We start from the raw sequence: 25359 nt of genomic DNA, 5'->3' as shown, positions 1-25359 counted from the left end.
AGCCTAGAAAGGGGCAGTCATGACAATCGATCTTGAGACCGTGGATGCGCAGGTGATCCGTGAGGCCATCGCCACGCTGGAATCCCTCGCGCGCTTCGCTGAACACCGCCAGACAAGCCTGGGAGTCGACCTTGCCCGTGGGCGCTCCGTTGTCAACCGCGTCCTGTCGACTTGGCCGGGCGACCGAGGCGGGGTGAACTGATGACCCGCGTCGAACTTCTCTCCGAAGAACTACTGGCCAACGATGTGCTTCACGCAATCCTGCGCGCGAGCATCGAGGTGGGTGGCGGGAACCCCGATGTGGAGACCGACGTCCGGGTCGCGTTGCTCGAAGCGGCATCCCGTCGGATCCTGGCGGACGCCATCGACGAGATCGATGGGCAGCCGGCACGGAGGTCGGACCGGTGACCATCGAGCTGCACAAGGAGCAGTGGCTGGCGCAGTATGCGGCGGTTTGGGGCGGGTACGACTGGGGTGACAGCGGCGACCTTCTAGTGATCAAACACCCGTTTGTGAACAAGAAGGGGCAGAACACGTTCCGCGTTGCTGGTCGTGTCCCGATCGCGGACGATGAAGGCGCGTGGCGGATCATCGCGCGCGTCGCGGAACGCGGAGTTTCCACCTATGTCGACGTCCATACGATCGACCCGGCGATGATCGACGCCCCCGACTACCGAACCGGGACCGGGTCGGAGCACCGGTACATGGTGGCGTTGATCCTGGACCTGGACACGGTTGACGGGGAGCACTCGAATCTCAACCAGCCGACCCGCGAGCAGGCGCTCAGGTTGCTCGCTGACGCCCCGATCGCCCCGTCCAGTGTCGTCGATTCAGGTGGCGGATTTCACGTCACGTGGAGGCTGCGCGACGCGCTGGAGCTGCATCACGAGTTCACCCTCGAACTGGTCGACCGGTGGCGGTTTTACTGGGAGTGTGTCGCGGCAGCAACCGGTTTGAACATCGACGTTCCGTACATCTCGTCAGCGACCTCTGCTGTCCGCCCGGCCGGCTCATGGAGCACGAAAGCGGGAGGCCGCCCGGTGCGACTGGTCAGCGCTGACGGCACCCAATACGACTATGAGGAGCTCATGGAGCTTCTCGAACCTCGCCCCGAAACAGAGAACGAGTGGGAGGGCGGTGGAGCATTCTCTGGTGCACCTGAGCCGGGCGACCCAAACGAGAGGATCGGCTGGCGGTTCTCCCGCCAGGTGGGGGCGGACGAGTTCCTCATCAGGGTCTTCGGCGCTGAACTGCGGGGTTCTCGAATGAGTCTGCCACTGGCTCACGAAACCAGCCAGTCATCGACGGCGATCGTCACCGATGACCAGGGAATAACCCGTGCGATCTTCAATTCGACCACCGTCCAGCAAGGATTTCTCCTCGACGGCCCCGGTGGGCTGAAAAGCTTCGACCTGCTCGCCGCCTGCCTCGGGCAGGATTTTCACGCCGCCACCCGCCTTGTGGGGGAGTGGGAGGTCGATGGGAGTTGGACGGGGAACCCGGCGTTCATCGACGCGATCCGTGGCCACATGTGCGCCCAGGTCCGTACGTTCTTCGGAATTCCGGAGCCGTCGATGATCCCGTGGGGTCCTAACCATCGCCGGCGCCGGCAGGCGACCACACCTACCGAATCGAAGGTCACTGACGAACCGAGCGAGGCGGATGACAACCTCGCCCTTGCGCGTCTACTCGGACGGGCGCCGCTGCCTGTCTCTCCCGAGACCGCTGACCGTCTCCGCTCCGCGGTCACAGGCCTGCTGTCCGCGGCCAGCCGCAATCAGGACGGCGGCGAGTTCATCCTCACGACATGGGGGACTGACCTGGAACGGATCCTCGAGCGCACGACGATCGCCCGTGCCTACGCGGCTGCCGGACCAGCATTCGACCTGACGATTCTCGCCAAGCAACTCCGTCGTTACGCGCAGCCGTTCGACGGCGGGGAATCGATTCGATTGCGACTGCCGGAGGGACAGTGGGGGATCGCCGACCGGGTGTTCGCTCGCCTGGCGGCGACCACGGTCACGGACTCGCGGGGAGCTCTGCGGATCGAACTGGCGCAGGCGCCTGCCTCTCCTAATGCCGCGGCGCCCGTCACCACCGGGCAGCTGTTCGAGCTCGGTGAGCTGATGGCGGCCCGCAGGCGGACGCTGGACGAGACAACTGCCTTGACTGTCGCGCATCAGAACCTCACCTCGCGGATTGGGGAGTGGCTATTCCACCGATTCGAGGGTGGTCGCATCATCGGTCGGACTCCGGATGGCGGTCAGATCGTGGAGACAGCGGCGGGGGAGCAGTTCGAGTTTGGTGGAGCTGCGCTGCCGTTCAACTCGATCTTCACTCTCACCCCGTTCGTCAACGGTCACCTGCCCGCGAACCGGGTGGTGCGTTCGGCCGAGTACCGGGCCGCTCATTTCGCTATCGAGTCACTGGAACGTGCCGCAACTGAGTGGCTTCTCGGGCACCCGATACTCCGGACCGCGCTGCAGCTGGCCCCAGAACCAACGACGATCATCCGTCCTCCAGCGCAGCAGGGGCCGTCGGCGCTTCCCCAGTCAGAACCGTTTGAACTGGTCATCCTCTGACTGGCGGCAAACAACCCGCCACCTCTCTACGACCGACGCGAACACCGCCACGGTCCACGATTCGCCGCTCAGGCGGCAGAGAGGAGGTCCACGAATGGACCTTGGTCAGGACATCAGAACCGTCGACGAGGAGGGAGTTGTCTGCCTGTGCGAATGGGAAGGCGCCGTCGAACACCAGCACGACATATGCGAGAACCGCACCGCCGGCCGCTGCACTCACCGTGAGGACACCGGTCTCCGTTTCGGTTTCTCCTCCGAGGATGAGTACCGACACTCGATCGGCTCTCCGTTCGAAACCGCAGACGGTTGGCGTATCCCGATCCTCGCCGCGTGGGAGACCGAAACCGAAACGGTGACGGACATCGACGGCACGACATTCGAAGCGCCGTACTCGTTCCAGAGGATCGTCTCCAGGCGAGCGTCGCATGACGAGAGTCGGGTAGGGCAGCGGGAACGCACGACGGCGCAGGCTGTCGACGAGGCGCTCGACAACGAGGTGCGGGAGGTGGGACGCGCGGAGGAGGGGTTCACCGCGTTCGCGTGGCAGCAGATCCGCGGAGCTGCGTTCACCCGCGCCTACCTCGACGTCGATCAGCTGCGCGCCACACTCGATGCAGGCGAAGCGTGTCGGTTCACGGTCACGGCTGAGCGGCGCGGATGGCACGCTGCGTTCGCCATCGTCCAACAACCGGGCTCCGTTGACCGGAGGATTTGGATCGAGGAGACCGTAGGCGGTAACGGCGTGAACAGGCCCCACACATCCACGCTCCACGCGTTCCGCTGGTCAGGGTCGCTGGACGAGCTCGTCGCCCGTCTGGGCCGTCAGATCACCGCTACGCGGGGCGGCCAGGGCCGGGAGGTGGACTACCGATGAACAGCTCCAACGTGATGCTCGACGCCAACATCGGAGGAGAACTGTGGCTGCCCCGATACCCCGAGTTCGAGTCCGTGGTCGGCGAATCGGCAATCCGGCTGGTCGAAAACGACGTCCGCGATTTCCGCGCAGAGGTGGGCGACGTTGAGGGATGGCCGCAGCTCGGCTGGCGGTACACCGACCTGGTGCGCGGGGCGCTGGCCCTGGCCGATGACGCGATCCTCGCCGCCAAGGACACCGACGGCCTCTACGTGAGCCCGCGCGGCGACATCCAGGTGTCGCATCTGGTCCTGCTGCCGTCGATCCACGGCGGGCATTTCCGCGTGCGGATGACGCTCGCCGAGACCTTTGGCGTCGTCCACACGGGCCTCACCGTGTGGAACGACTACCTGGTCGGCGATTTCCGCGGGCAGGCGGCTGACCACCCGGACTTCGACGAGCACAACGACGCGATCGCCGATGCCGTTGCCGATCTTCTGGAGGCTGTGTTCGACGGGCGGCCGGTCGGCGAGGGGACTCGAACCTCGACTTCTGACTAGCGGCAAACAACTCGGCACCTCTATGTGAGCGGGACGAAGAGCCCGGAAGAACACAACCGAAGGACAGCCAATGCCAACCGACCGTCAGATCTCATTCCCCCTCTCGCTCCTCGCGAAGAGCGGCTACTCGAGCAAGTACATGACCGCTGCCTACTCCTTCACCAACAGCCCCGAGGTCAACACCCTCCTGAACGAGGTCGTCTCCGGCCGCCGCAGCCCGGTAGCAATTGTCGGCCGCCATGGTTCCGGCAAGACCAAGCTGATCCAGGCTGTCGCCCGCCTCACCCTGCACAACCTCCCGGAGCGCGCCGGCTCTTTCGTCCCGCTGATCGAGGTGGAGTCCGCCTCGCTGGTCTCGCACCACATCGGCGCCGACCGGATCATCGACCTGGACGAGGTCGGCCTCGACATCGATGCGATCCGCGCTGCACTCGTCGATGTCCCGACTGTCGGCCTGGCTGTGCCGGGCGACGGATGGGTGACGACCGTGACCGGACTGCGCTGGGCGATCAGCGAGACGCGTGGCGAGACGCCGACGAAGGCCCGATGGGTGAACGGCGGCTTGGGCATCAGCTCTCCTGAGCCACTCACCGCCCCGGTCGTCGACTACGGCGTCTGACAACCCCGTTCCCCGCCACTAGCGGGGGTTGCCCTTCGACTAGCCAGCCGAAGAGCACACCGAACCGAACCGAACCGAACTGAACCGAACCGAGCCGAGAGAGAAGAGAGACCTGAAATGACTTCATACATGCTGGCGGCTATCGCCCTGACCTTGATCGCGGGCGTCATAGCTGCGGTAGTGCTCGGCCCTGTGACGTACGCAATCGCGACGATGGTCGTGGCCGCTCACGCCAACCGGGTGCACCGGAAGGCTGGCCGATGAACGCTGCTCACACCCAGCTGCTGTCAGCTGGCGCCACACCGCCCGACGCCACCCACCTCCACGGTTTCACCGCGGTCCGCGACGCCCTCACCGACCTGACACTCCGCACCCTTGTCCGGGAGACCAACACTGTCGAGCTGACGTTCGGTCGCGACCACGGGCCACGACACGACGTCGATGTTCGCGTCGGTGACCTGGCCGTTGACGGTTCGGCGGACGACGGGTTGCTGAGGCTGGTTGCGGAGGAGGTCGCGCAGGCGATGGTCGACGGCGGTCTGCGCGGGCGGGTCGCGTTCGGGCATTGGTCGCGCGGGGTTCAGGCGATGGACGTGACGACAGAGGTTGGCTCCGTGCGTCGGGTTTCGAGGTCGGGGGAGCGGCGCGGCATCCGTCAGCAGGCGGCGTCCACCGCACACAGCGTCTTGCAGGGCCGACGGGTCGGCGAGGGCCGGGTCGTTTACGGCGATGACCGTCGCTTTCACGACTTCGTGGACGTTGCGGTGACCGACCCCGGTGTCCTGACGGACGGTGAGATCCGGACGATCCTGCGCATGGCAACGATGGCTCGGCAGTGGCAAGTTACGACGTCAACCGGCGGCTCGCTGAGCCATCAGAACAACTACGAAGCCAGCTGGGATCTCAGCTGGTGATGGCGACCGGAAGGTCAGACAAAGGAGAACGCAATGCAAACAACAACAACAACACGACGCGAACTCGAGGTCCAGCTGAAGGAGGCCTTCACCTTGGTGGAGCCTCGGCCCGGGTCACTCCTCGAGTACCGGATCGAAGGCGTACTCGGCAGGGATACCCCTGTCGAGTTGACGGTGCACGGTTTCCGCGGGGCGGTCGCCGTGAGGACGTCCGTCGCCGAGATCGAGATCGCCTCGTACCGGTCGTCCGTTGACTCGTACGACGACGTGGAGACGGCGATCACACGGGTGGCAGATGCACGCGGACGGGCTCTCGCGATGAACCTCTGGCCACCGCGGCGCGAGGAGGCCGCTGCGCAAGGACAGCTGACCTGGCTCGGCAACGGTCTCAACAACGACTACTACCGCGAACAGAAGGAGTTCGGCCGTTTCGACAGTGCGGCGGAGCAGTTCGACGCGGTGGTTCGCATCCTGCAGGTGCAAGGCGGAGCCGACGAGGCAGAAGCGCGGCGACTGGCGGGCTTCCGCGGGCTCCGCCACGGGCTCACTTGGTGGCAGATTCGCCAACTGCACGTTGGTGCTCTGTCGACGACGTTCGAAACTGGCCAGCATGGCCGAGGATCCGATGACTTCGGCTACGGCACCGGGTTCTGGGTTCTCGGCGCGATGGCGACTGAGGAGTCCGCGACGCCGGAGATGCTCGCGACGGTCACCGAGCGGATGACCGAGACTCTCGCTCAGCTGGGCAAGACCGGTCGTGTCGAAGTGACGCACGAGAAGTACGACGGCGCGCGAGACCCGTTGCCCAGGATCACCGTGCACGTCGACGATCGATGGGCGCTCGGGACCGACGCAGTGAGCGATGTGGAACGCGTTGCGACGCCGTATGCGACGTCCGGCTACATCCCGAACTTCACGGTGGGGTTCCGAGATGACGACGGCCCGTTCACTTGGCACTCGATCTGGCGGCCACGCAGCACCGCGGAAACCGCCGGCGAGAACGACGTGGACAACTTCTGATGAAGACGCGTACCGAACCTACGGCGGCCTCGGGCACCCAGGCTGAGGAGAACCTGCTGGCCATCGGCGTGCCGCCGGAGTGGGCGCACCACGCGGCCCGATTCGCGCAGGTGCAGTGGGCGGCTGGCCGCTTCACGTCATGGGAGGACTGGGACTCTCGCCTCATCCTCGGTGAGAACGGCTACGAGTTTGTTCACTACATCGGGCGGGACGCCCACCCCGGCGATGTGTCGGTCGACGAACTTCAACGCCTGGTTCTCAAGCTCGAGGAAGTACTCCTGGCCATCGGCCTTCACGGCGACGTCGAGTTCGCCTATCGGTTCAACTACCGATGGCCTCAGGTGGATGTGATGGTCACCGGGTGCGTGACCGAGGAGTTGCGGCTTGCGGCTTGCCGTACCCTCGACGGGATCATCAGGCCGATCGAGGTTTTGATGTGCGGCGAGAACGGACACGGGAGGAACATCCAAGTGCAGGTCTCGACCGATGCCGACTTCGGGGTGTCAACTATCGTTCACCTCAGAGCCCGGTCGCCGCGCCTTCGATCTATGAAAACAGCGATGTCTTCTGACCAGCTTGACGAAGAGCCCGGCCGCCATGACTGGCGTGCCGGACTCTTGGGGTGATGATGGAGGACGGCAGGGTTCGTCGACCTTGAGCTAGCTCATGGTCGACTTAGGGTCGTGCTGTGCATGATGGCCGCAGAGGGGACCTACCGGGCCATCGGGATCCGCATCTACTGGCTCGGCTTAGATCGACGACTGCCAGCCGGACCCATACACCGTGCCGGGCACCGCGGATGTGAAGGTCCTCGACCACATGTCCTGGCGAGGAGACCCGCCGTAGCGAGCGTTTTCAGACAGGGCGTCACGTACGGGTTCTGTGATGTAAGTCGAATAGCCGAGATCGAGCGCTGCCATCTTGGCCGCGTTATTTGCGGCATTCCCGACCCAAACCAGGTCGTTGGACGCTCGTACGCCGGTCTTTGCAACGAAGAGTTCAGAAATGTCGATGCCGACCTTCTGCCTGAGCACGAAACCTTTGAGGCCGTCGCCGAACTGACGTACGAGGGCGGGGTTGAGGATCTCGCGGACGGCGTAGTTGATTTTCAGGCCGGCGAGTGCCGCATCATCGGCTTTGGTATCGCCGATGAACACGCCCATCACTCTGTCCCCGTCGTAGGCGGTGATCGAGCCACCGCAGCTGGTGATGATCCGGCCTGCGCAATAGAGGTAGGTCTTGTAGATGTCTGCGGCGAACCAGTTGTAGTAGCCGCGCACAAGCGCGGTTGACTCGGTGAGGTCTGCGTAGAGTACGGCGCCTTCGAATGTGACGGCTTGGTTGCCAGCAGTGAGGTCATCGACGTCAGGAACCTTACGTCCCGCCCGTGTCGTCCAAGCGGCGCGATATGTCTTGTCTGCAAAGCCGACGAGCTCGTTCTCGAAATAGGTCATCTTCGTCGGGTTTCCTTTTCGTGTCGGCGGTGAGGCCGACTGCTGCCGTCTGGGCGTCTCATGCCGCTGGCCAGAACGATGCGATCAACCCACAAGCCACCAGAGCAAGGCCGCCGAGTGTCGCCGACCACAGCGACCATTGCACCCGGACATGCTTCTTCCACGAGATCTTGGCCATCGCGGTGATCTGCCGGGAGAGCTGCGGGAGTATGTCGGTTGTCCGGAGGGCGGCTTCCAGATCGGTTGCCTTCCAGTTGCGGGCGTGCCCGAAGTAGATGTAGTTCGAAGCGGACTCGGACCTGGCTGTACGGCCCCGTAGACGAGGGGCCACGACGGTCACGGCGAGCCCGGCGCCGACTAAGAGCAACAACAGACCGGGCCAGTACAGCCAAGGCGTGAGTCCGGGCAGAGCAGAGAACAGCCGGTCTTTCGCGGACAGCGCTACGACGGTGGCGATCGCTGCCGACTCGAGTGCGAACGCGAAGGACGCCTTCGCGTCGACCTTGCCAGTCCATTCGGTCTGGGCGGCATGGATACGCCAAGCGGTGTCGATAGCGTTCGGATTCGTGGAAGCCGCCTCCTCGGACGTCCGCCTCTTCATGGCTTCCGCATCCAGCCGCAGCTGTAAGTGGAGACGGCGTGAGGGCCGACCGCGGCTTCATCCCTCTTCTTCCACATGGCTGTGTCGCCGGACATTTTGTTGCCTTCGCTGAGCACGTCGTACACGCGGCTCGTGATCGTGATGCTCCCGCTTTCGCCCCGAATGCCGCTGAGCTTCGCGGCTATATTCGGCGCGTTGCCGATTGACACGAGGTCGCTGTTGTTGCGGGCACCTCCGCGGACGATGAGTGTCTCTCCGTCATCGATGCCCGACCGGTGGGCGACAGACCATGTAGCCGAGTTCGACCTTGCGAGCCATGCCTTTAGTTTCGGGTTGATGACCTGATCGACAACCCATGAAAGGTTGAGGGCAGCCTCGACGGCGTCGTTCCTGCGCCTGTCGCCGATGAACACGCCCATCACCCTGTCCCCGTCGAAGCTGCGGATGTGACCGCCCCTGTTGCGGATGCAGTCGACGGACGCGCGCATGTACATGCGAACGACTCGGGCTGCGAATTCCTTCTTGTACCTCTTGACGAGGAGGGTGGAGTCGGCCATGTCCGCGTACATGAACGTCGCCTCGATCAGCTTGGCGCCGTCACGCTGGGCGACGTCTTCCGTCTTCGGCACAACCCTTGCATTCTCCGAGTTCCAGGGCGTGGCGAGGATCTCGTTCATCTTGCCGTCGAACGCGTCACCGAATTGCGTCATCGATCTCCCTTGGTCACTGGTGGTCGTCACTCTATCTGCGGCTTCAGACATGCATGTCGTATCCCTTCTCCGGCACTCCCTGGGTCGTCGCACATACGTGAGACGCCTTGGCGACGCCCGTAGATGGTCTAGTCGCGCCTGCGTTCTCAGCGAGGGAGGCCAAGATCTCGGTCCTGGCTGATCCCGACACACGGCTATTGGGATCGACGAAAGGCGGACTTGGAAACGAATGACTTCTGAACGTGCCTCACGAAGAGCCCGGCCACCACGACTGGCGTGCCGGGTTTCGTCGCGGGCGGCTACCTAGCCGATGAAATTCCAGAGTTCGCGCTAGAAGTTCTTCGCGATGGTCTGGCCCTCGTGGCGAGCGTTACCCGGCCAACGACGAGGAGATCACCGAGTTCATCAATCGCTAAGTCGCCAGTGCGGATCGTTTTCGCCGGTCAGTAGAGCGTGTTCGGTCGTCACCGGTGCCTCATTCCTCCTGAGATGGTGGATCGACATCAAGTTCAATGTTCGAATCCGCCGCATGGATCGGTTCTTCGAGCTCGTCGTCTCCGTCGTCCAGGTCGACCTCTTCCAACTGCTCAGCTTCGGCGACCAGCGACGCAGCGACCGCCAACGTCTGGATGGCAGCAGTGATGTTGGCGAGTGAATCAGTAGAGAGGTTCAAGGCGGGCCAGTTCGTCGGGAGCTTGATAGTGGGCACCACCCCCCGATTCTTTGCTACGACAGCGAAGGCCTTCTGCATCCCCTCAAGCACCCCTGGGCTGAGGAAGACGGGCGGGGGAGGCGGTGGAAAGAACGAAACGTTCGGCACGTGGACTCTCGCATGCGTGGCGGCGGTAGCAATTTCGCGGGTGACTTCGTCGACGGTGGCTTGCTCGACCGTCGCGAACCGCTTGGTTACCCCACGGTAGAACGCGGCCGAGTCGATGACGTCTACTAGCTCGCCGGTGTTCCTATAGAACTCCGTGAGCAGTTCGGGGAGTGGCCGACCGCCGCGGCTCCAGTCATCCTTCGTGCTGTCGTCCGTCACAAGGATGACGCCTCGGCGCGACCTCTTCGCCTGGCGCATCGTTTGAACCCAGAGGAACTGATCCCCGAACGCCGCGTCGCCAACCTTGTCTACGTCCGAGAACCCCGGCGGGATCTTCTCGACGATGCGCAGTTCGGCTCGAGCACGCTCCTTCGTCAGCCGCTTCGGGGAGAAGGGCTTACCGACGCGTTCGTCCGTGTAGAGCTGATCGAGCTCGTCGAGTACGGCATCCCGGTTACCCGCACGTTCCGTCTCGAAGCGCTTCCTGGAGTCATCCAGCGCCTCTTTGACCTTGCTGACCGCCTCTTCGAGGGCGACCAGGTGAGCGTCGGCCTGGAGGAGTTCATCGCGTGCGCCGAGCCGTTTCACCTCGCGTGCGGCAGTCTTCACTGCATCCTCAAGCGCCTTTGTGGCTGACGCGTGGGGTGTAGTCGCATCTTTGGCGACTCGACGGCGGTTTCGATGGAACTCAGTGCCGACTTGGTGCGGCATCCACAGCCGGTCCGCGACTGACTTGAGTCCTTCGATGTAGGAGGTGCGGGCTGAGTCCCCGAAATCGTAGAGGGCTAGAAGCACGTTGCTGTCGAGAACGAACGTCGCGTTCTGCCAGAGATGTTCGCGCTCGTCGTGCGTGAGCGGGTAGTGCCCGCGGAACTGTTCCTTCATTGCATCCTCTGCCCTGGCAGCCACCCACTGAGGTCGCCGGCCGCCGGCTTCGTCCTGGTACTCGCATCGCTGACCGTCGAGTACCGGTCTGGCTGCCGCGGTTCGGCGGATGGTCCGACTCCGAAGCTTGTGTTGCAGACGACACAGGTGAGCCAGTCACCGTGATCACGGACGACGTCTGTGGATTCGCAGAGTGGGCATTCTATGTCATATCCGAGCATGGTGCGCAGCCTATCGACGCTGGGTCGTGCAGGGGGCGCCCCAGTCAGGGTGGTGGCCTATTTGGACTGCGCTCCGTCCATCTTTCCCTGGACGCACTCCCTGTGCTCTCGATCCCACCTCACGCCGACCTCCCCGCTCGCCGCACACGTAAACCCCACACGAGCTCACCGCCTGCCATCCCGGCCGTCGCAACGCTCGCCAACATGGGGAGGCCACATCCAATGAACTCAGACAGCGAACTCGACCTCAAGGGGGCCTGGGACACGTTCTGGACCACGATCAGTGGCACATACTCCGGCTCGCCGATCGAAACCATCGTCACCTGCGTTGGTATCGGTCTGATCGCGTTCTCTGTTCTGAAGTACTTCTGGGACAAGCGCCGCGGCAACGCCGGCATCCGCGGGCACTCAGCCATCTGGTGGAGCCTGGGATTCGGGGCCCTCTTGACGGGACCTGCGGCAACCATTCCCTTCGTCCTCGGCCTTCTGCAGGTCGTGATCGACATCGCGATGAACCTCATCTCCTCGGCCACCAGTACCGGCGCTTAGACGCGCAAGGACCGGAACCCACCATGAGAACCCACATCCTCATCAAACTCGGCGTCGCCGCGGCGATCGTCATGGCGTCCCTCGGGGCGACAGCCGGCACGGCGCAGGCGGCTGAAATGCCAGCGGGTGTGGCTGTGTCGCAGGTGGCCGTGACCGGTATTGACGACGACGGCACCGACCTCCCGCGTGCCGAAACTGTCGGACCGCGATCCGATCTGATCCCTATAAACAGGTGGTATGCCGCGGACCGGCTCATCCACAAACCCGGCTCGGTTGACCCGGCGGTCGCGGCGGCAGGCGCCGTCGCCGGTATTGACGGGCTGACGCTGCGCGGAGCCAATGCGCTCTGGATCATGACCACGGTCTTCGTCGTGGGCGCTGCCGGCCAGGGTTTCCTCGACTCGGTGTTGGCGATCGCCGACCAGTTTGCCGGGGCGATCGGCGAGGTGCTGAGCGCCAACCTTGTATGGGCGGTGGCGGCAGGTGTCGCGATGGTCGGGGCGGTGCTCTGGGCGGGTCTCCGAAATCGATCCACCCGGCATCTGTGGCGGCGGATGGCGACCGCCACCCTCCTCCTCGCCTTCCTATTCGTGACGACAAACGCAGCCACCCTGACAACGGGTGGCAGCAACGGCGAGCCCCTCAAGCCCGGCACCGGTAGCCCAGCCTGGATCGTCAAAGGCGTCTCGAACTTCTCCGGCAACATTCTGAATGGTGCCATCTCCGGCATCACGAACTTGACCATCGGCGACAACGCCGGGAAAGGCCCTGCGGGGGAGATGAGTTGCGACCGCTACATCCAGAACCTGGACGACTACACGACGGCCGGGGCTCGTGTCGATGCGACGCCCGTCCGCACCATCTCGAATCTATTCATGCGGTCTTGGGGTTGGGCTATTGCTCAGACAGGGGACGGGGCAGTCGGAGTCAAATACGTGGCGTGCCATGTGGCCGATTGGCAGGCCGACACCCCCGCAAAATCCCAGATTCTGATGTCGACGGTCGGAGTGGCTGGCGGCGACAAACTGCGTGCAGCCGCGGACCCCGAGTCGCCTGCATTCGCGCCGAAAAACGACCGCGAATCGACAAAGGCCGCCGCCGGTTGGGCAGCATGCACGTGGACAGGTGACGCCTGGGCGGTCCGCCCAGGGTGGGAATTCGTCGATCCGGCCGTGTGCACAAAATGGTGGTCCGGCGGCAAGGACGCCAATCTCGATATGGGGGTTGGGTCCACCAGCGGTCTGAATCTGAGTGCCCGCGAGCAAGGCGCGCCGCCCAAAACCATCTCCCAGCTGACTGACGACGAGGACGTCATCAATTTCGTCAGGACCCAGCTGGGCGTGACTGGTGGCACACCGTCTGCCCTTCCAGCGATCGCCGGGTTGATCGCCGCGCTCACGGTGTTCGTCGTTTTCGGGCTCGGGCTCAGCCTGCTGATCCTCGGTGCGAGCGCGCTGGCCGGTGTCGCCGTCGCAATCTCGCCGTTCCTGCTAGTGGCGGCTGTCTTCGCCCCGGCCGGACCCGGCAGGCACATCAAACGTCTCTCCGCCCAGGCGTTCGGTGCCGTGATCCTCGCGAATTCCGCCAAGCTCGTGCTTTGGGCGGTGACCCTGTCCACGCAGCTGATTCAGTCGCTGGGTGCTGGTTTCGGTGGCTCCGGGAGCCTGGGCGGCGCGATCTTCGCGGCCATCACTCCGATCCTGGCCATCGTCCTCCTCCAGCAGCTGTGGAAGCGATTCGCTGGCGGCAAGGCGAATCCGTTCACGGTGGGCGGTGCCATGAAACTGGCTAAAGGCTTCGGCGGCGACCTGGGGGCGAACGCCGCCTCGAGAATCGCGGGCGCAGCGAGGGGCTACGGCAAGGCGGGCGCCCGTGCAGGCGGTCGAGCACTTCTCCGGAAAGCGACAGGCGGAGCACTCGGGAACGGGCCGACCGGCACCGGTCGGACTGGTGCCCCAGCACAGGCCCGCCGCGGTGAAGGCTCGATCCCTCGCAACGAGCCGCGCCAGCAGACCAAGAAGGAGGAGGCCGAGCACCTGGCATCAGGCCGTGCGCTGCTAAAGACCGCTGGCGCCGTCCTCGGTGAGAATGTCACCGTCGGCCAGAAGGCGGCGGCAGCCATGAAATCCGCCACCGTGAAGGTGGCGGCGAAGACCGCAGCGGCAGCGAGTAGCGCCGCCCGGTTCGCCACCGACCCGGCGGCTCGCAGTCAGGCCCGGGAGCGCGCCTCCGAGCGGCTGCGCAATCTCAGTCCGGCGACCCGGGCTGCCGTCGCGACAAGCGTCAAGGCTGTGAACCGCGGTTTGGATCGGCTCGATGAGGGCCGTGAGCACGAACGCCAGGTTGTGGGAACCGCTCTCCGCGAGCAGGCCAAACGGCTCGGAACCCACGTCACGGAGCACCCGTTCCAAACTGCGTGGTCGGTGACGAAGACGGCCGCGACCGCGACCGCAATCATCGGGACAGCCGGCCTCGCAACGCCGATCGTCCTGGCTCCGACGGTCGGACGGACTGTGGTCGCAGCGAAGAAGAAGGCAGCGGCCATGACCGCCGCACGCGTCGCCAACAGGGTCGCTGGCGAGCAGGCACTGATCCAGCGGGCGTCGGAAGCCTACGCACCCGATCGTGGGCCGATCCCAGCCACACCGCCACGGCCCGTGCCGATGCCCGCACGACCTGCTGAGCGACGTCGGGTGCCGTCAAAACCGCGACCGACAACCACGCCCAGGCCGACCCCCCAGCCCAGGCCGACAACTCAGCCGAAGCCTGCACCGAAGCCGCCTGCCAGCTGACATGAGGGCGGCGCCCGCGGACAACACCGGGCGCCGCCCACATATAGGTGTAGATCCACCTACCGAACGGAGAATTCACCCATGAGCATCAACGAAGTCCTCGACTTCAAGCCCCAGGCTGCCGCCGAATGGCTGGCTGCGAACCCGGCCGCGACGCAGGCCTATTCGGAGGCGCGCGTCAATCAGACGCTGGCGACGCTCCCGACCCTCCCACCGCTCCTCGGCCCGTACCTCGCCGAGAATTTCGGGACGCGCGTCGAATGGGGGCTGGCACCTGAGAATGGTGTGGACGGCCAGTTCCGTGGCGTCTACTCTCTGACGACGACCGTCGACGGCCTGCCAGTCGAGATCCCAGCGGAGGCAACCAGGTGGGATTCTGTCGACCCGGAGTCAGACGTCGAGCTCGTGGCGATGATCGTCGGATTCTCCGCGGACGCGCAGACCTATGTGCGTGAGACGCCTGGCGCCGAAACTCCGTGGACACCCGAGTGGCAGCACCTGCTGGTGCACCGCGCCGGGTTCATGCTCGACCTGGCGGAGAACGCCGTGGCATGGAACCCGGACGCGTATCATTTCGCGTCCTATGTCGCCCTTCACCTCGTTTCGCAGGGCGTCGATCTGGAAACGGCCGTCGAGTTGGTGACTGACGAGTCCGAACAGGTGGCCGGGTCGCAGCTCGCGGGGGAGACCCCTGAGGTGTGCGCAGCGCAGCTACTGAACGGCTAGTCAGAGATGGTTGCCGCCGAGGCTGCGAAGGCCGCGCTGAAAGTGGCGCCGGTCCTGTCGTCGGCGATCCCCGAGAAGCTCGACGCTGACGGCAACCCGCTCGGTCCGGGTGCGGTGGTGGGTGCCGCCGAGCTCGCGGTCGGCGTCGGCGGGAATCTGGCGGTGGGCAATGTGGCTGGTGCCGTCATCTCCGGACTCAAGACCGTGGCCACGAACCGGGTTTTTCGGAAGTGGGCGATCTGGGTCGTAGCTCTGACCGTCGGTGTCACCGCTATTCCGTTGACCGCGGCCGTCCTCCTGCCCGTCCTCGCGACGTCGTCGCTGACCTCGGCGGTCGACGGCGCGCAGACCGAGTCGGTGCTGGCCAGCGGCATGACCTCGGACGAGTTCGGGTCTGTATTCAACGAAGCATCGGACGCGAAACTGCCGGTGGCGATTGTCGCAGCGCTCCGCCAGCAGCACCCTGAGGTCCAGCTCGAGGCCCTCGCTGACAAGCTGGCCGAGGGCGGGAGCGATAGCACTTCGCAGAACCTGCTTGCCGGGCACCTGATCTCGGCGGACGGCGGATTCGAGGCTGATCAAGATTCAGCGGGTATTGCTGCAGCCCAGCGTGTGAAGGAGGTGTGGGTGACGGCCCTCGTTGGTGTCGGGCTCTCGCAGACAGATGCTGAGCGGACGTTCGCGACGGCCCTCAGCTACGCGCTCGGTGAGGTGGTGCGGTGCACGACATCCTCCAGCCCCGCGACCGTCGACGGCATCCCGCTGACCGCTGACCAAACGTCGATCGCCCAGACGATCATCGGCGTCACGAAGTCCGCAACGACGAACGTCCCGGCCGCCTCCCGTCAGCGTGCGGCGGAGATCGCTATAGCCACCGGGCTCGTCGAAACCCACCTGACGAATCTCAACCATGGAGACCTCGACTCCCTGGGCGTCTTTCAACAGCGCGCGAATTGGGGCTCTGCCGAGCAACGCACCGACCCGACGTGGGCCACAGCCAAGTTCCTCTCAGTGCTCTTCACGATCCCCGACTGGCAGCAGGGTGACGCCGGCGCCGTTGCACAAGCCGTCCAGGTCTCGGCGTTCCCCACTCGCTATGCGGAGCAGATGCCGCAGGCGAAGGCGATCGTCGCGTCCCTGTGGTCATCAAGTACCGCCGTTCCGTTGCCCGCCGACCTGGATTTCAGCTCAACAACCCAGCCGGGCATCGCCCCAACCCTCTGTGTGACTGCAACCACCGGCTGGGTCTTGCCCTTCGACCCGGCGACCGGCGCGAAAATCTCCGATTGGTTCTCGTCGGGCGACGTCATCCGACCTGGTGCGCGCCGGCACGACGGGGTTGATATTTCGATGCCATCGGGTGCGCCGATCATTGCCGCGGCCCCCGGCACCGTGCTCGAGACGAGCGGTGCGAGTCCGTCGTCCGGGCTCGGCTTCTACGTGGTCGTCGATCACGGCAGGGGAGCGGTCATGCGGTACCTGCACATGGTGTCGATGCCCCTGGTGAAGAAGGGTCAGGCCGTCACCGCCGGCCAGCAGCTCGGAGGCGTCGGAACCACGGGTGATTCCACCGGCGACCATCTCCACATTGACGTCTCAGTTGACGGGAAGCGCGTTGACCCGGTGCCGTTCCTGCTGGAACGCGGCGTTGATCTGACCGTGATTCCGCGCCTCGGGGACTTGTGGGCTTACTGAGCGTCGCCGGTGTAGAACTTGGCGAGGAGTTCCGCGGCGCCTGCCGGGTCCAGGGCAAAGATCTCGTCTTCACTGACCCCGAACTCCTGCAACGCTCGCACGAGATGGAGAGGTACCGCCTTCCGCTCCGCGCGGGGAGCGGGTTGGCCGCGATCAGGTAGGAGACCGTCCTGCGCGCATGACCAGAACTCGTCAGCAGTCACATGCAGCTGCTCGCGGAGGATGTGCCCCCAGACTTTGGCGCCGTACGTTGTTCCGTCAACAGGCTTTGAGATCCGCGTCCGGTAGATGCGGCCGTCCCACAGCGTTAGCTCGTAGGTGCGATGGTGTTGCACTGGGCGTCCGGTGGCGCCGCGCACGAGTGTCCACCTCTCGGTGTCGCAGAACTGGTCGTGATGCTCGCGGGTCGGAGCGGGATGGCGGTCACTCACCGCCGTGGTCGAGCCATTCGAGCAGCTGCTCGTCGGTGGAGAGCTTCACGAGCTGAACTAGCGCCCATGCATTTGCGTGGTTCGGTGCGTGCTGCAGCCGGTCTTCCCAGTCCTCGGCGTACTCACGGAGGCTAAGAGCAAGATCGTCGAGCGCCTCGTTCACGTCAGATCCTTCGGAGACGAACGGTCGATCCTTCATCAGGGCGACGACCACCTCGCCTTCCTTGAATACCTCAACCCGTGGCGACACTGTGCGGAAGAAGAACGTGCGGAGCTTTTCGGCTGGCAGCACGGCGGTGAGCTGTTCGTCGCGACGAACTGTGACTGTGCGACCTCGCGCGGTGGCGTCGAGCACGTCCTTTAGATGGTTGCGCGCATCAGTGAATGAGCCGTAGTCGGCTACGAGTGACATTTTTCCTCCGTTGCGTACGTGAAGTACGTCATGTACATCTTACGGGTCTGTGCACAAGGTAGTGCATTGCAGTTCGGTCTCAGTCGCCGATCTCATGCGCGGCAGTGCCGAATTCGATCCGGAGTCGCGGCCTGTCGCTTTCGCCACATGTCTCCCGCACACGTGTGCGGCTCTCTCGTCAACAGAAGTTGACGCGTGCCGCGCATGATGCATTCGAGAGCCCATGGTTCTCGCCCCTGGCTCACCAGCCGCCATACGAAACCAACAGGATGCGAAACCGACGACCGAGGAGACATTCGAGCAGCTAGACGACCAGGGGACCGAAGCGAACGGATTGGAACCCACACTATGAAGCTCACCACTCGAACCAAGGCAGTCACCAGGAGCATCGCCGCTCTGGCCGTTGCCGCGGCCATCGCCGTGCCGCTAACCATCACGCCGAACGCTGAGCCGGACCCGGCAGCCTCGGCCAGCGCCACCGACTGGCATGCAGAGAAGGTTGCCGCGGCCGACGCACGGGCACGCGCGCAGAAGGTCGAGCCGGATGGCAGGGGCGGCGGTGCGCCGGCTACGCGGGTCAAGAAGCCGCCAGCGGCGGCACCCGAAGCGGTGTCGAAGGCGGCTCCGGCTCCGGTCGTGGACGCACCGGCTCCTGCACCGGCTCCAGCTCCTGCACCGGCTCCAGCTCCTGCACCGGCTCCAGCTCCTGCACCTGCACCGGCTCCTGCTCCTGCGCCTGCGCCAGCTCCCGCTCCTGCGCCAGCTCCGGCTCCAGTTCCCGCTCCAGCGCCGCACAATGGCGTCAAAGTTCAGACGAACTCCGCCTACCTGCCAGGGTGCGGCGGCCAGGGCATGGTTGAAGAGGGCTCTCACAACCCGGGCGCAGGTGGGACGTCGGTGTCAACTCTCACCCTGCCATGGGACTACCTGATCGATGACGACGGCACGGTTCACTACTTCTACTGCGCGATCTTCTAGGCCACAAAGACCAGTAAATCGTCGCCAATTCGACGCGAGGCCGCTTCGATCCTGATTTTCGCCACATGTCTCCTCCATGAGGCTGTCCGCACTGTCGTGGACAGCGGGTTGGGAGACTCAAATGAACCTTTTCTTGGGGCGTAGAAACGCTCGCACATCACAAGCGGCCCATGTCGCAACCGCCCTGCCGCCGCGCAAGCGGGTCGCGCGCTGGGCCGGGGCCGCCGTCGTCACTTCTCTGATCGCCGGCATTGTCGCCGTGACGGTTCCTGCGTCGGCTGCGACGACCGGGGCCGGTTTCGAAGACCAGACACCAGCTGGAGGCTTCCTTGGCAACTACGTCCTGCCGGACGGGACCCGTGGGTACTGTGCTGACGTCCAGCTCGACTGGCCTTCGGGCTCGACGGGCGGCAACAGCTCGATCTCCACGCTCGACGCCACCACTGGAACCCGCGCTGTCGGCGGCGACGACATCCGCCGGCTGAATTTCATCCTGGGCAAATACGGTCAGACCGCCGACCCAGTACAGGCAGCAGCTGTTTCAGCGGCCGTCTACGGGTTCACGAGCGCCAACTGGGCATACCCCGGCGGTTCGTTGGCCGGGGCACAGCATTACGTTGACGCGGACGGTCACGGCATCAACGCCAGGCTGCAGACCATCTGGGATGACATGAGCAATCACTGGGCGGATGGCGTGACCGGGAGCCCGAGCGGTTCCATCACCTACTCGATCGCCCACAAGACCAACTACTCGGGCACGGTCAGTGTTGCCTATGCACCCGCCGCCATGACCGGCACCCTGACTCTCTCGAACGCGGTGTTCACGGACTCCGGGTCGACGAGCCGTGCGATCAGCGGCCCGGGCACGTTCTCAATCAAAGGCAAGCCGGCTGACGGCCAAACACATTTCAACGTCGCCACGACAGTCAATGTGGGTGCCGCAGGAGGCTACGACCAGGAAATCAAGGTTGCATACACCGGCAGCCAGCAACGCCTCATCTCTGGAACAGGCGCGACGCCAGTTACGTGGAAGATGACGGTCTCTGACCCCGATGAAATCGCAGGCGTCTTCTCACCGGTCATTTCCACGCAGGTGTCGACACGATTCTTGGACGCCGGGGAAAAGCCCGTTGACCGCCTGACATTCTCGACAGCTGCGGGCAGCGATCCGTGGCGCCGACTCGTGGACGGCCGATACATTCCGGTCGAAGCGACCGGCACTCTGTACGGGCCGCTTGCAACCCAGCCTGCCCGCATGGCGACAGTCAAACCGTCATGGCCGGTGGCTGCGACGACCACGCTGACGACATCACTCGCTGACGGACCAACTAAGGCTTATACCGCCGAGATGCCGGCGGTGGCAGCAGACGGTTACTACACGTGGGTGTGGCGCATACAACGAACTGACCAAGCCGCGCTCACGCAGACTTACCTTCCCGGGTCGTATTCATGGCGAGACGACGCCTGGATCCCTGGCGAGTCCCAGCTGGTCCTCCCGAAATGGCACACCGAAACATCGGCCGCCCAGACAACGCCCGGCACCTCGATCACCGACACCCTGGTCACTGACGGCATCGCCGTCCCTTCCCAAACGACAGTCCGGTTCAGCTCATTCAAGAACCCGCCTGCGGGCGCCCTCACCTGCAGCGCGGCGAACCGTCTCACGCAGAGCGGATGGCTGACCGTCGGATCGAAATCGAAGAGTTCGGCCGCGCTCCCGCTGACGATGGCACATGTGAACACGCGTGTCGTTTGGCAAGCCGAAGTCCGCGTCGAGGGCACCCCGGTGTGGACGGAGCCATGCGGCTCGCCCAGCGAAGTGACAAAAGTCACGGTCCCAACATTCGCCACAACCGCGTCAACGGCCGAGACGACACCCGGAACCTCCGTCAGCGACCTGGTGCAGGTGGTCGGATTCGTTCCCGCTGCAGGGATCGAAGTCACCGTACAGGCATTCCGGATCGACCCGGCTTCGCCCGTATGCAGCGCGTCCACCCTGGCCTGGTCGTCACCCATCATGCGGGTGATCACGGCAGGAACGGTGACAACTGCGGAGATGCCCCTGACCATGGCAGATGCCGGGACCATCACGTTTGTGGCGACCTCGAAGATCGGCGGAGTTCAGATATGGCAGGACGACTGCGGAGTCCCGGCCGAGAGTGTTCGTGTGTCGGTTCCGACCTTCAAGACGGATGCGACGGATGAGTCCACACCCGGCTCCACCGCCGCTGACAGGGTGACCGTGGATGGATACGTGCCAGCAGTCGGCGTCGACGTCACTTTTGAGGCCTTCAACCAGCCCGAGGATGCTGTCGCACCTGTCTGCTCTCCGGAGAACCGGGTGCTTCTGAGCTCTTCTCCAACGCGCCTGACTGCTGCGGGCCCGGCCACATCGGAAACGTTCAACCTCGACATGACTCACGCCGGCACTCTGCTGTGGGTGGCGACAGCCACGATCGGCGGGATCCAGGTGTGGCAGGACACATGCGGCTCCGACCCAGATGAGTCGACGTTGGTTTTAACTCCCGTGATCATCACCGACGCACTCGACCGGTCAGTTCCCGGCTCCACTGTGACTGACACCGCCACCGTCACCGGGTTCCTCCGCAGCGAAGGAATCGACCTGACCTTCGAGGGCTTCCGTCAGGATCCGGCCGGCGACGGCACCCCGGTGTGCCTCCCGGAGAACCGTGTCTACAACTCCACTGCTCCCACCCACCTCGCTGAGGCCGGCGACGCACTGTCCGAACAGTTCGAGGTGCTGATGTCCGACGTCGGCGAAGGCGCGAACGACGTCACCATCCTCTGGGTGGCCACCGCCCACATCGGGACAGTGCAGGTCTGGCAGGACGTCTGCGGCCAGAACCCGGACGAGGCGTCCAAGCTGACCTTGCCGACGGTCACGACGACCGCTGAGCCGTTCGCCACTCCGCTGTCCACTGTCCGCGACCAGGTGAAGGTGGACGGGTTCCTCCCTCCCGAAGGATTGAACATCCAGTACAACGGATACCTGCAGCCGACGAAGGACGACAACGACGAGACCACACCGATCACCCCGGTCTGCAGAGACAACAACCGCATCTATCAGTCCAGGGATCTGCAGCACTTCACCGACGAGGGTGACCGCAAAGGCACGTCCGAGGACTTCAACGTGCTGCGCACCGACGTCGGCACCATCTACTGGCAGGAGGTGGCGTCCGTCGACGGCACCGTCGTTCACGTCGGTGAGTGCGGCAACCCAGACGAGACCACGCAGGTCGCTTTCCCCACGTTCGTCACTGACGCAGCCCAGGGTTACATCGGTGAGAACGCCTACGACGTAGCGACGGTCACCGGACTGGTCGCCGAAGGCAGCTACCTCCGGTTTACCGCCTATTTGCAGCCGAAGGGCGACGAAGCCGTTCAGGCCGATTCCGCGATCTTCAACAAGAGCTGGGCTGACAAGAGATTCCCGGTGACGGGCGAGTCCACAGCCCCGGCCGGCCAGCTGCAAAACGACCAGACGAGCACCATCCAGTCAGACGGAGTCCTCGTCACGCAGCTCGGAACAATCCGGTGGATCGGCTCCCTGTACGGTCCGGACGACCAGCTGATCTCGGCCGGCGATTTCAACGACCCGAGTGAGATGACGGTCCTGAAAAGGAGCAAGATCAAGGGCATCACGATGGAAAGCTTCGCCTTCTCCGGTTTCAACGCCAGCTCGCTGCTCACGGCGATCGGGGCCATCACACTGCTCGCAGCCGCCTTGATGTTGGCAGCACTCATCATGTACCGCCGCCAGCGGAAGGCCTAAACCGCCAGCCGCACACACATTCCCCATAGACCGGCGGCGAGGTGCCCTCTCCCAGCCCCCTCGCCGCCCTAGCACCCCGTCCAGCACGTCTGGATGGGTTCCGCCCCGTCACACGATTCGAAGTGGGTTCCGATCGTGTGGCGGAGCCCCGCTTAACCTGCGCGCGAGCAAGGTGAGCGCCGCACACGTATGTGTCATGGCCAGAGGCCTCGACTCAGAAACGGAACCCACCACAATGCAAGGATCAGCACCTTTCCGCCGCCGCTTCCGTGGCATCGCCTCCAATGTCCGAGCCGCGATCGATCTCGCATCAATCATGGTCGGCGTCATCGTCATCGGGATCATCGGTGGTGTCATCTCCGCCACCGTGTTCGCAGTCATCCCGTGGGCGCAGAACGAGGCTGCTAAGCAAGCCCTTCAGAGCGTGGCGGTGGCCGAGTCCGCCTATCATCTGTTGGGCGACGGCGTCTGGGGCACCTTGGAACAGCTCGCCGCCGAACCGAACAGTTTCGTCCGTCGGACCGACACGCTCTGCATCGCCGCGACCGAAACGGGATACACGGCGATTGCCGCATCGGTCGCAGGCACCTTCTTCTCGATCACGAATTCGTCCCCAAAACCGGCCGAGTCTGATCAGGGGGCCTGGGATGGATGCACAGGCACGGCCGCTCCGGCACCCATCAACTATGTCGACTCGATTACGTGCGGCGGCACCACCTACGGATACACAGCCGAGGAGCGCGACCGAGACCCCTCCACCCCCACCGCCGACGGATGGTCCTCGGTTGTGTCAGACATCCCGAGCCCGGGGTACCGCCGGATCGTCTGGTTGGACGCTATTGGCAACCCGATGGGAAACCAGACCACTCCGTCTGAGGTGATGATCTACACCGATGGATCTTGCAATGCGTCTTGGTACAACTGGTCGGGCAACTTCCAATATGAAGGGCTTTATGTGATCAAGTCGTTCTGGCCGAACGGCAACCCCCAGACGGATATGGCGACCTACTACTCGACAGGCATGACCGCATGGATCCTCAACTATTACGAGGACGGAACCAAGGAGTCGGAGACCTTCCACACCGAGTTCAACGTCCTCTACCGGGAAGACGGACCCGCACATAAGGTTTGGTGGCCCAACGGCCAACCGAGGTACGAAGAGTGGTACCTCAACGGCGTTGAGCACCGCGAAGACGGCCCGTCCTCCACCGAATGGGACGAAGAAGGGAACGTCATCGACCAACGCTGGGAGTGAACTACAACCGGCCTGACCTCCCGCACCGAGGTGCGGCCGTTCGCCCTGCTCGCCACATGCCTCATCGGCGCCGGTCCCAATGACCGGCAAAACGACATCGGCCCACATGACCGCGGCGGTGGCGAAGCGAAGCACGCCCTGATCCTCGGATCGGCGGAACGGCGGCCCGGAATGAAAACCGGGCCGCCGTGCCTTTTCTCCGGGCGGCAGTTTTCGCCACATGTCTAACTAACGTGCCAGCCGCTCTCTCCCGGCGGCACAGTTCGGTTCTAACAGGGCCGGGCCAGCACGTTTTGATCTCCTCGGCGTGCGGGCCCGGCCTTCTCCGTTGTATCGGCTGATCTGGCACGCGCGAGTGGTGGTCAGCCGCACACGTACTGGGCATCGGCAGGCCGCCGACCTTGACGATTGGAACCCACCGATGATCAGCCCACAGGAGAGTCTTGAGATGGCGTTCGCCGCCGACCCAACGAAGATGCTCGGCCTCCCTCAGCAGGCTCTCGCCGACCTGCTCGCCGAGTACCCGGGTCTCACTGAGCCGCTTGTTGATGTCAGGGTGGCCGACCTTCTCGAGGCGATTTCGGAGGGCTCCGCCGATCTGGGGCTGCTCGATCCGGAGCGCTTGGCCCTCGATTTCGTGGAGACCGGAGCGCCGTTTGTCCTCCGCCTCATCGTGATCGACGTGCGGTCCGGTGTGCGACATGACTCCGGGATAAAGTGGGACGCCGCCGACCCGTTCACCGACGGCCTCGCGTGGGTTTCATGGGCGATGCACCTCGTTGAGATGAGCCTGCTCGAGGCCGACCACGCTGCGGTCCTCGATATAGAGGGTTCCGTCGAACGTGGCGAGCTGGCGTGGTCGAGCGCCGCATTCGCCCTGCCGGCTCTGTGGTCGCGAGTTGGTCACGGTGAGACTGCCGATGACCATGATGTTGCGGGCGAGCTGACGCATGCTGCCGAGGTCGTGTCGTTGGCCGTCGCCCTCGAAGGCATCCCGTACGGCCGGGCGATCGGGGCTATCGCTGGGCAGCGTCCTTATGTTCGGTCATGCTTCGTCGCTGGCCGTTCCTCGGCTGATGTTGCGGCCGAGCTCGCGGAGCACCTAGACGGGGGAGTCGCAGCATGAGCACCAAGATCGTCGTCCACCAGCCGCGCGTCCACACCAACAACCCGCGTCAACCGCACGCCATCGTCTCCGCGCTCATCTCACCAGCACCACGCTGGGGTGAGACGGTCCCTGCTGGTATCAGCCCGCAGGCGCATGCCCTCAGTCACGCACGCGAGGACCTGGCGTTCGAGCTGGCGCAGCTTGCCGGCACCCATGCAACGCTGCTCCTGGCTGGTGACGGCTGCACGGTTCCGTTCCATGAAATCTGGCTGCGCGGGGATGTCGAAGCGCAGTTGGCCGCAGCGTTCACCGCCGCGTTCAGCCCGTGGCCGGTGGCCGACGGAAAGCCGGTTCTGCGGTTGGTCGGCGCCTGACCGAGAG

At 64.4% G+C, this 25359-nt stretch carries 24 protein-coding genes; 18 read left to right on the top strand and 6 right to left on the bottom strand.

Annotation, left to right across the window (positions count from 1 at the left end; translation table 11 throughout):
- The first annotated feature begins 19 nt into the window (after window positions 1-19).
- From ASF30_RS02080 to ASF30_RS02040, 9 genes are all read left to right on the top strand, one after another.
- Window positions 20-202, top strand: a complete 183-nt coding sequence (locus tag ASF30_RS02080; RefSeq protein ID WP_055900805.1) for a hypothetical protein — start codon at window positions 20-22, stop codon at window positions 200-202.
- Window positions 202-408, top strand: coding sequence for a hypothetical protein (locus ASF30_RS02075; RefSeq protein WP_055900802.1), 207 nt, complete (start codon window positions 202-204; stop codon window positions 406-408). The genes ASF30_RS02080 and ASF30_RS02075 overlap by 1 nt, the downstream gene beginning before the upstream one ends.
- Complete coding sequence (locus ASF30_RS02070; RefSeq protein ID WP_055900799.1) at window positions 405-2582, top strand: hypothetical protein; 2178 nt, start codon at window positions 405-407, stop codon at window positions 2580-2582. The genes ASF30_RS02075 and ASF30_RS02070 overlap by 4 nt, the downstream gene beginning before the upstream one ends.
- Entirely contained in the window at window positions 2563-3456 is an 894-nt protein-coding gene (locus tag ASF30_RS02065) for a hypothetical protein (protein ID WP_157496884.1), read from the top strand. The genes ASF30_RS02070 and ASF30_RS02065 overlap by 20 nt, the downstream gene beginning before the upstream one ends.
- A complete protein-coding gene (locus ASF30_RS02060) occupies window positions 3453-3995 on the top strand; it encodes a hypothetical protein (protein ID WP_055900793.1) in 543 nt (180 codons plus the stop codon). The genes ASF30_RS02065 and ASF30_RS02060 overlap by 4 nt, the downstream gene beginning before the upstream one ends.
- A gap of 70 nt (window positions 3996-4065) precedes the next feature.
- Window positions 4066-4614: a hypothetical protein gene (locus tag ASF30_RS02055; protein ID WP_055900789.1), complete on the top strand. Its 549-nt coding sequence runs from the start codon at window positions 4066-4068 to the stop codon at window positions 4612-4614.
- 260 nt (window positions 4615-4874) lie between these two features.
- A complete protein-coding gene (locus ASF30_RS02050) occupies window positions 4875-5528 on the top strand; it encodes a hypothetical protein (RefSeq protein WP_055900786.1) in 654 nt (217 codons plus the stop codon).
- A 33-nt stretch (window positions 5529-5561) separates the two neighbouring features.
- Window positions 5562-6548 (top strand): hypothetical protein, encoded by a 987-nt coding sequence (locus tag ASF30_RS02045; protein WP_055900783.1) that lies wholly within the window; start codon window positions 5562-5564, stop codon window positions 6546-6548.
- Window positions 6548-7174: a hypothetical protein gene (locus tag ASF30_RS02040; RefSeq protein ID WP_055900780.1), complete on the top strand. Its 627-nt coding sequence runs from the start codon at window positions 6548-6550 to the stop codon at window positions 7172-7174. The genes ASF30_RS02045 and ASF30_RS02040 overlap by 1 nt, the downstream gene beginning before the upstream one ends.
- Window positions 7175-7297: 123 nt before the next feature.
- Here the strand turns inward: ASF30_RS02040 and ASF30_RS02035 are convergent, their stop codons facing one another.
- The 4 genes from ASF30_RS02035 to ASF30_RS02020 form a co-directional block, all read right to left on the bottom strand.
- Window positions 7298-8002: an adenylate/guanylate cyclase domain-containing protein gene (locus ASF30_RS02035; RefSeq protein ID WP_055900778.1), complete on the bottom strand. Its 705-nt coding sequence runs from the start codon at window positions 8000-8002 to the stop codon at window positions 7298-7300.
- Window positions 8003-8060: 58 nt separating this feature from the next.
- Entirely contained in the window at window positions 8061-8603 is a 543-nt protein-coding gene (locus ASF30_RS02030; RefSeq protein WP_055900775.1) for a Pycsar system effector family protein, read from the bottom strand.
- A complete protein-coding gene (locus tag ASF30_RS02025) occupies window positions 8600-9364 on the bottom strand; it encodes an adenylate/guanylate cyclase domain-containing protein (protein ID WP_157496882.1) in 765 nt (254 codons plus the stop codon). The genes ASF30_RS02030 and ASF30_RS02025 overlap by 4 nt, the downstream gene beginning before the upstream one ends.
- A 424-nt stretch (window positions 9365-9788) precedes the next feature.
- Complete coding sequence (locus ASF30_RS02020) at window positions 9789-11018, bottom strand: PIN domain-containing protein (protein WP_055900769.1); 1230 nt, start codon at window positions 11016-11018, stop codon at window positions 9789-9791.
- A 443-nt stretch (window positions 11019-11461) separates the two neighbouring features.
- On the opposite strand from ASF30_RS02020, the gene ASF30_RS02015 reads away from it, so the two are divergent.
- From ASF30_RS02015 to ASF30_RS02000, 4 genes are all read left to right on the top strand, one after another.
- Window positions 11462-11788 (top strand): hypothetical protein, encoded by a 327-nt coding sequence (locus ASF30_RS02015; protein WP_055900766.1) that lies wholly within the window; start codon window positions 11462-11464, stop codon window positions 11786-11788.
- A 23-nt stretch (window positions 11789-11811) separates the two neighbouring features.
- A complete protein-coding gene (locus ASF30_RS02010; protein WP_055900763.1) occupies window positions 11812-14580 on the top strand; it encodes a hypothetical protein in 2769 nt (922 codons plus the stop codon).
- Window positions 14581-14661: 81 nt separating this feature from the next.
- Window positions 14662-15306 (top strand): hypothetical protein, encoded by a 645-nt coding sequence (locus ASF30_RS02005; protein ID WP_055900760.1) that lies wholly within the window; start codon window positions 14662-14664, stop codon window positions 15304-15306.
- Between the two features lie 6 nt (window positions 15307-15312).
- The gene (locus ASF30_RS02000) at window positions 15313-17001 is read left to right on the top strand and encodes a M23 family metallopeptidase (protein ID WP_055900757.1); all 1689 of its coding nucleotides are present in this window, start codon (window positions 15313-15315) and stop codon (window positions 16999-17001) included.
- On the opposite strand, the gene ASF30_RS01995 is transcribed toward ASF30_RS02000, so the two are convergent.
- Together ASF30_RS01995 and ASF30_RS01990 are read right to left on the bottom strand one after the other, a co-directional pair.
- Entirely contained in the window at window positions 16995-17360 is a 366-nt protein-coding gene (locus ASF30_RS01995) for a cytotoxic translational repressor of toxin-antitoxin stability system (RefSeq protein WP_200918408.1), read from the bottom strand. The genes ASF30_RS02000 and ASF30_RS01995 overlap by 7 nt on opposite strands.
- A gap of 64 nt (window positions 17361-17424) precedes the next feature.
- Window positions 17425-17844: a hypothetical protein gene (locus ASF30_RS01990; protein ID WP_055900751.1), complete on the bottom strand. Its 420-nt coding sequence runs from the start codon at window positions 17842-17844 to the stop codon at window positions 17425-17427.
- Between the two features lie 348 nt (window positions 17845-18192).
- Here ASF30_RS01990 and ASF30_RS22475 point away from each other — a divergent pair, with 348 nt between their 5' ends.
- From ASF30_RS22475 to ASF30_RS01970, 5 genes are all read left to right on the top strand, one after another.
- Complete coding sequence (locus ASF30_RS22475; RefSeq protein ID WP_157496878.1) at window positions 18193-18822, top strand: hypothetical protein; 630 nt, start codon at window positions 18193-18195, stop codon at window positions 18820-18822.
- A 121-nt stretch (window positions 18823-18943) separates the two neighbouring features.
- A complete protein-coding gene (locus ASF30_RS01985; protein WP_157496876.1) occupies window positions 18944-22615 on the top strand; it encodes a hypothetical protein in 3672 nt (1223 codons plus the stop codon).
- A 196-nt stretch (window positions 22616-22811) separates the two neighbouring features.
- Window positions 22812-23870 carry a toxin-antitoxin system YwqK family antitoxin gene (locus ASF30_RS01980; RefSeq protein WP_157496874.1) on the top strand — a complete coding sequence of 353 codons (1059 nt, stop codon included), beginning with the start codon at window positions 22812-22814 and terminating at the stop codon, window positions 23868-23870.
- 355 nt (window positions 23871-24225) lie between these two features.
- Window positions 24226-24996, top strand: a complete 771-nt coding sequence (locus ASF30_RS01975; protein WP_157496872.1) for a hypothetical protein — start codon at window positions 24226-24228, stop codon at window positions 24994-24996.
- Complete coding sequence (locus ASF30_RS01970; RefSeq protein WP_055900740.1) at window positions 24993-25352, top strand: hypothetical protein; 360 nt, start codon at window positions 24993-24995, stop codon at window positions 25350-25352. The genes ASF30_RS01975 and ASF30_RS01970 overlap by 4 nt, the downstream gene beginning before the upstream one ends.
- Window positions 25353-25359: the final 7 nt, after the last annotated feature.

This window comes from Leifsonia sp. Leaf264 (assembly GCF_001422325.1).
GTDB lineage: Bacteria > Actinomycetota > Actinomycetes > Actinomycetales > Microbacteriaceae > Orlajensenia.
This window is presented reverse-complemented; position numbering and strand designations above follow the sequence as displayed.

What these genes read in the sequence shown, in the direction of transcription:
- ASF30_RS02080 (WP_055900805.1), top strand. Translation starts at nt 20, where the DNA reads ATGACAATCGATCTTGAGACCGTGGATGCGCAGGTGATCCGTGAGGCC.
- ASF30_RS02075 (WP_055900802.1), top strand. Translation starts at nt 202, where the DNA reads ATGACCCGCGTCGAACTTCTCTCCGAAGAACTACTGGCCAACGATGTG.
- ASF30_RS02060 (WP_055900793.1), top strand. Translation starts at nt 3,453, where the DNA reads ATGAACAGCTCCAACGTGATGCTCGACGCCAACATCGGAGGAGAACTG.
- ASF30_RS02055 (WP_055900789.1), top strand. Translation starts at nt 4,066, where the DNA reads ATGCCAACCGACCGTCAGATCTCATTCCCCCTCTCGCTCCTCGCGAAG.
- ASF30_RS02050 (WP_055900786.1), top strand. Translation starts at nt 4,875, where the DNA reads ATGAACGCTGCTCACACCCAGCTGCTGTCAGCTGGCGCCACACCGCCC.
- ASF30_RS02045 (WP_055900783.1), top strand. Translation starts at nt 5,562, where the DNA reads ATGCAAACAACAACAACAACACGACGCGAACTCGAGGTCCAGCTGAAG.
- ASF30_RS02040 (WP_055900780.1), top strand. Translation starts at nt 6,548, where the DNA reads ATGAAGACGCGTACCGAACCTACGGCGGCCTCGGGCACCCAGGCTGAG.
- ASF30_RS02035 (WP_055900778.1), bottom strand. Translation starts at nt 8,002, where the DNA reads ATGACCTATTTCGAGAACGAGCTCGTCGGCTTTGCAGACAAGACATAT.
- ASF30_RS02030 (WP_055900775.1), bottom strand. Translation starts at nt 8,603, where the DNA reads ATGAAGAGGCGGACGTCCGAGGAGGCGGCTTCCACGAATCCGAACGCT.
- ASF30_RS02025 (WP_157496882.1), bottom strand. Translation starts at nt 9,364, where the DNA reads ATGTCTGAAGCCGCAGATAGAGTGACGACCACCAGTGACCAAGGGAGA.
- ASF30_RS02020 (WP_055900769.1), bottom strand. Translation starts at nt 11,018, where the DNA reads ATGAAGGAACAGTTCCGCGGGCACTACCCGCTCACGCACGACGAGCGC.
- ASF30_RS02015 (WP_055900766.1), top strand. Translation starts at nt 11,462, where the DNA reads ATGAACTCAGACAGCGAACTCGACCTCAAGGGGGCCTGGGACACGTTC.
- ASF30_RS02010 (WP_055900763.1), top strand. Translation starts at nt 11,812, where the DNA reads ATGAGAACCCACATCCTCATCAAACTCGGCGTCGCCGCGGCGATCGTC.
- ASF30_RS02005 (WP_055900760.1), top strand. Translation starts at nt 14,662, where the DNA reads ATGAGCATCAACGAAGTCCTCGACTTCAAGCCCCAGGCTGCCGCCGAA.
- ASF30_RS02000 (WP_055900757.1), top strand. Translation starts at nt 15,313, where the DNA reads ATGGTTGCCGCCGAGGCTGCGAAGGCCGCGCTGAAAGTGGCGCCGGTC.
- ASF30_RS01990 (WP_055900751.1), bottom strand. Translation starts at nt 17,844, where the DNA reads ATGTCACTCGTAGCCGACTACGGCTCATTCACTGATGCGCGCAACCAT.
- ASF30_RS22475 (WP_157496878.1), top strand. Translation starts at nt 18,193, where the DNA reads ATGAAGCTCACCACTCGAACCAAGGCAGTCACCAGGAGCATCGCCGCT.
- ASF30_RS01985 (WP_157496876.1), top strand. Translation starts at nt 18,944, where the DNA reads ATGAACCTTTTCTTGGGGCGTAGAAACGCTCGCACATCACAAGCGGCC.
- ASF30_RS01980 (WP_157496874.1), top strand. Translation starts at nt 22,812, where the DNA reads ATGGCCAGAGGCCTCGACTCAGAAACGGAACCCACCACAATGCAAGGA.
- ASF30_RS01970 (WP_055900740.1), top strand. Translation starts at nt 24,993, where the DNA reads ATGAGCACCAAGATCGTCGTCCACCAGCCGCGCGTCCACACCAACAAC.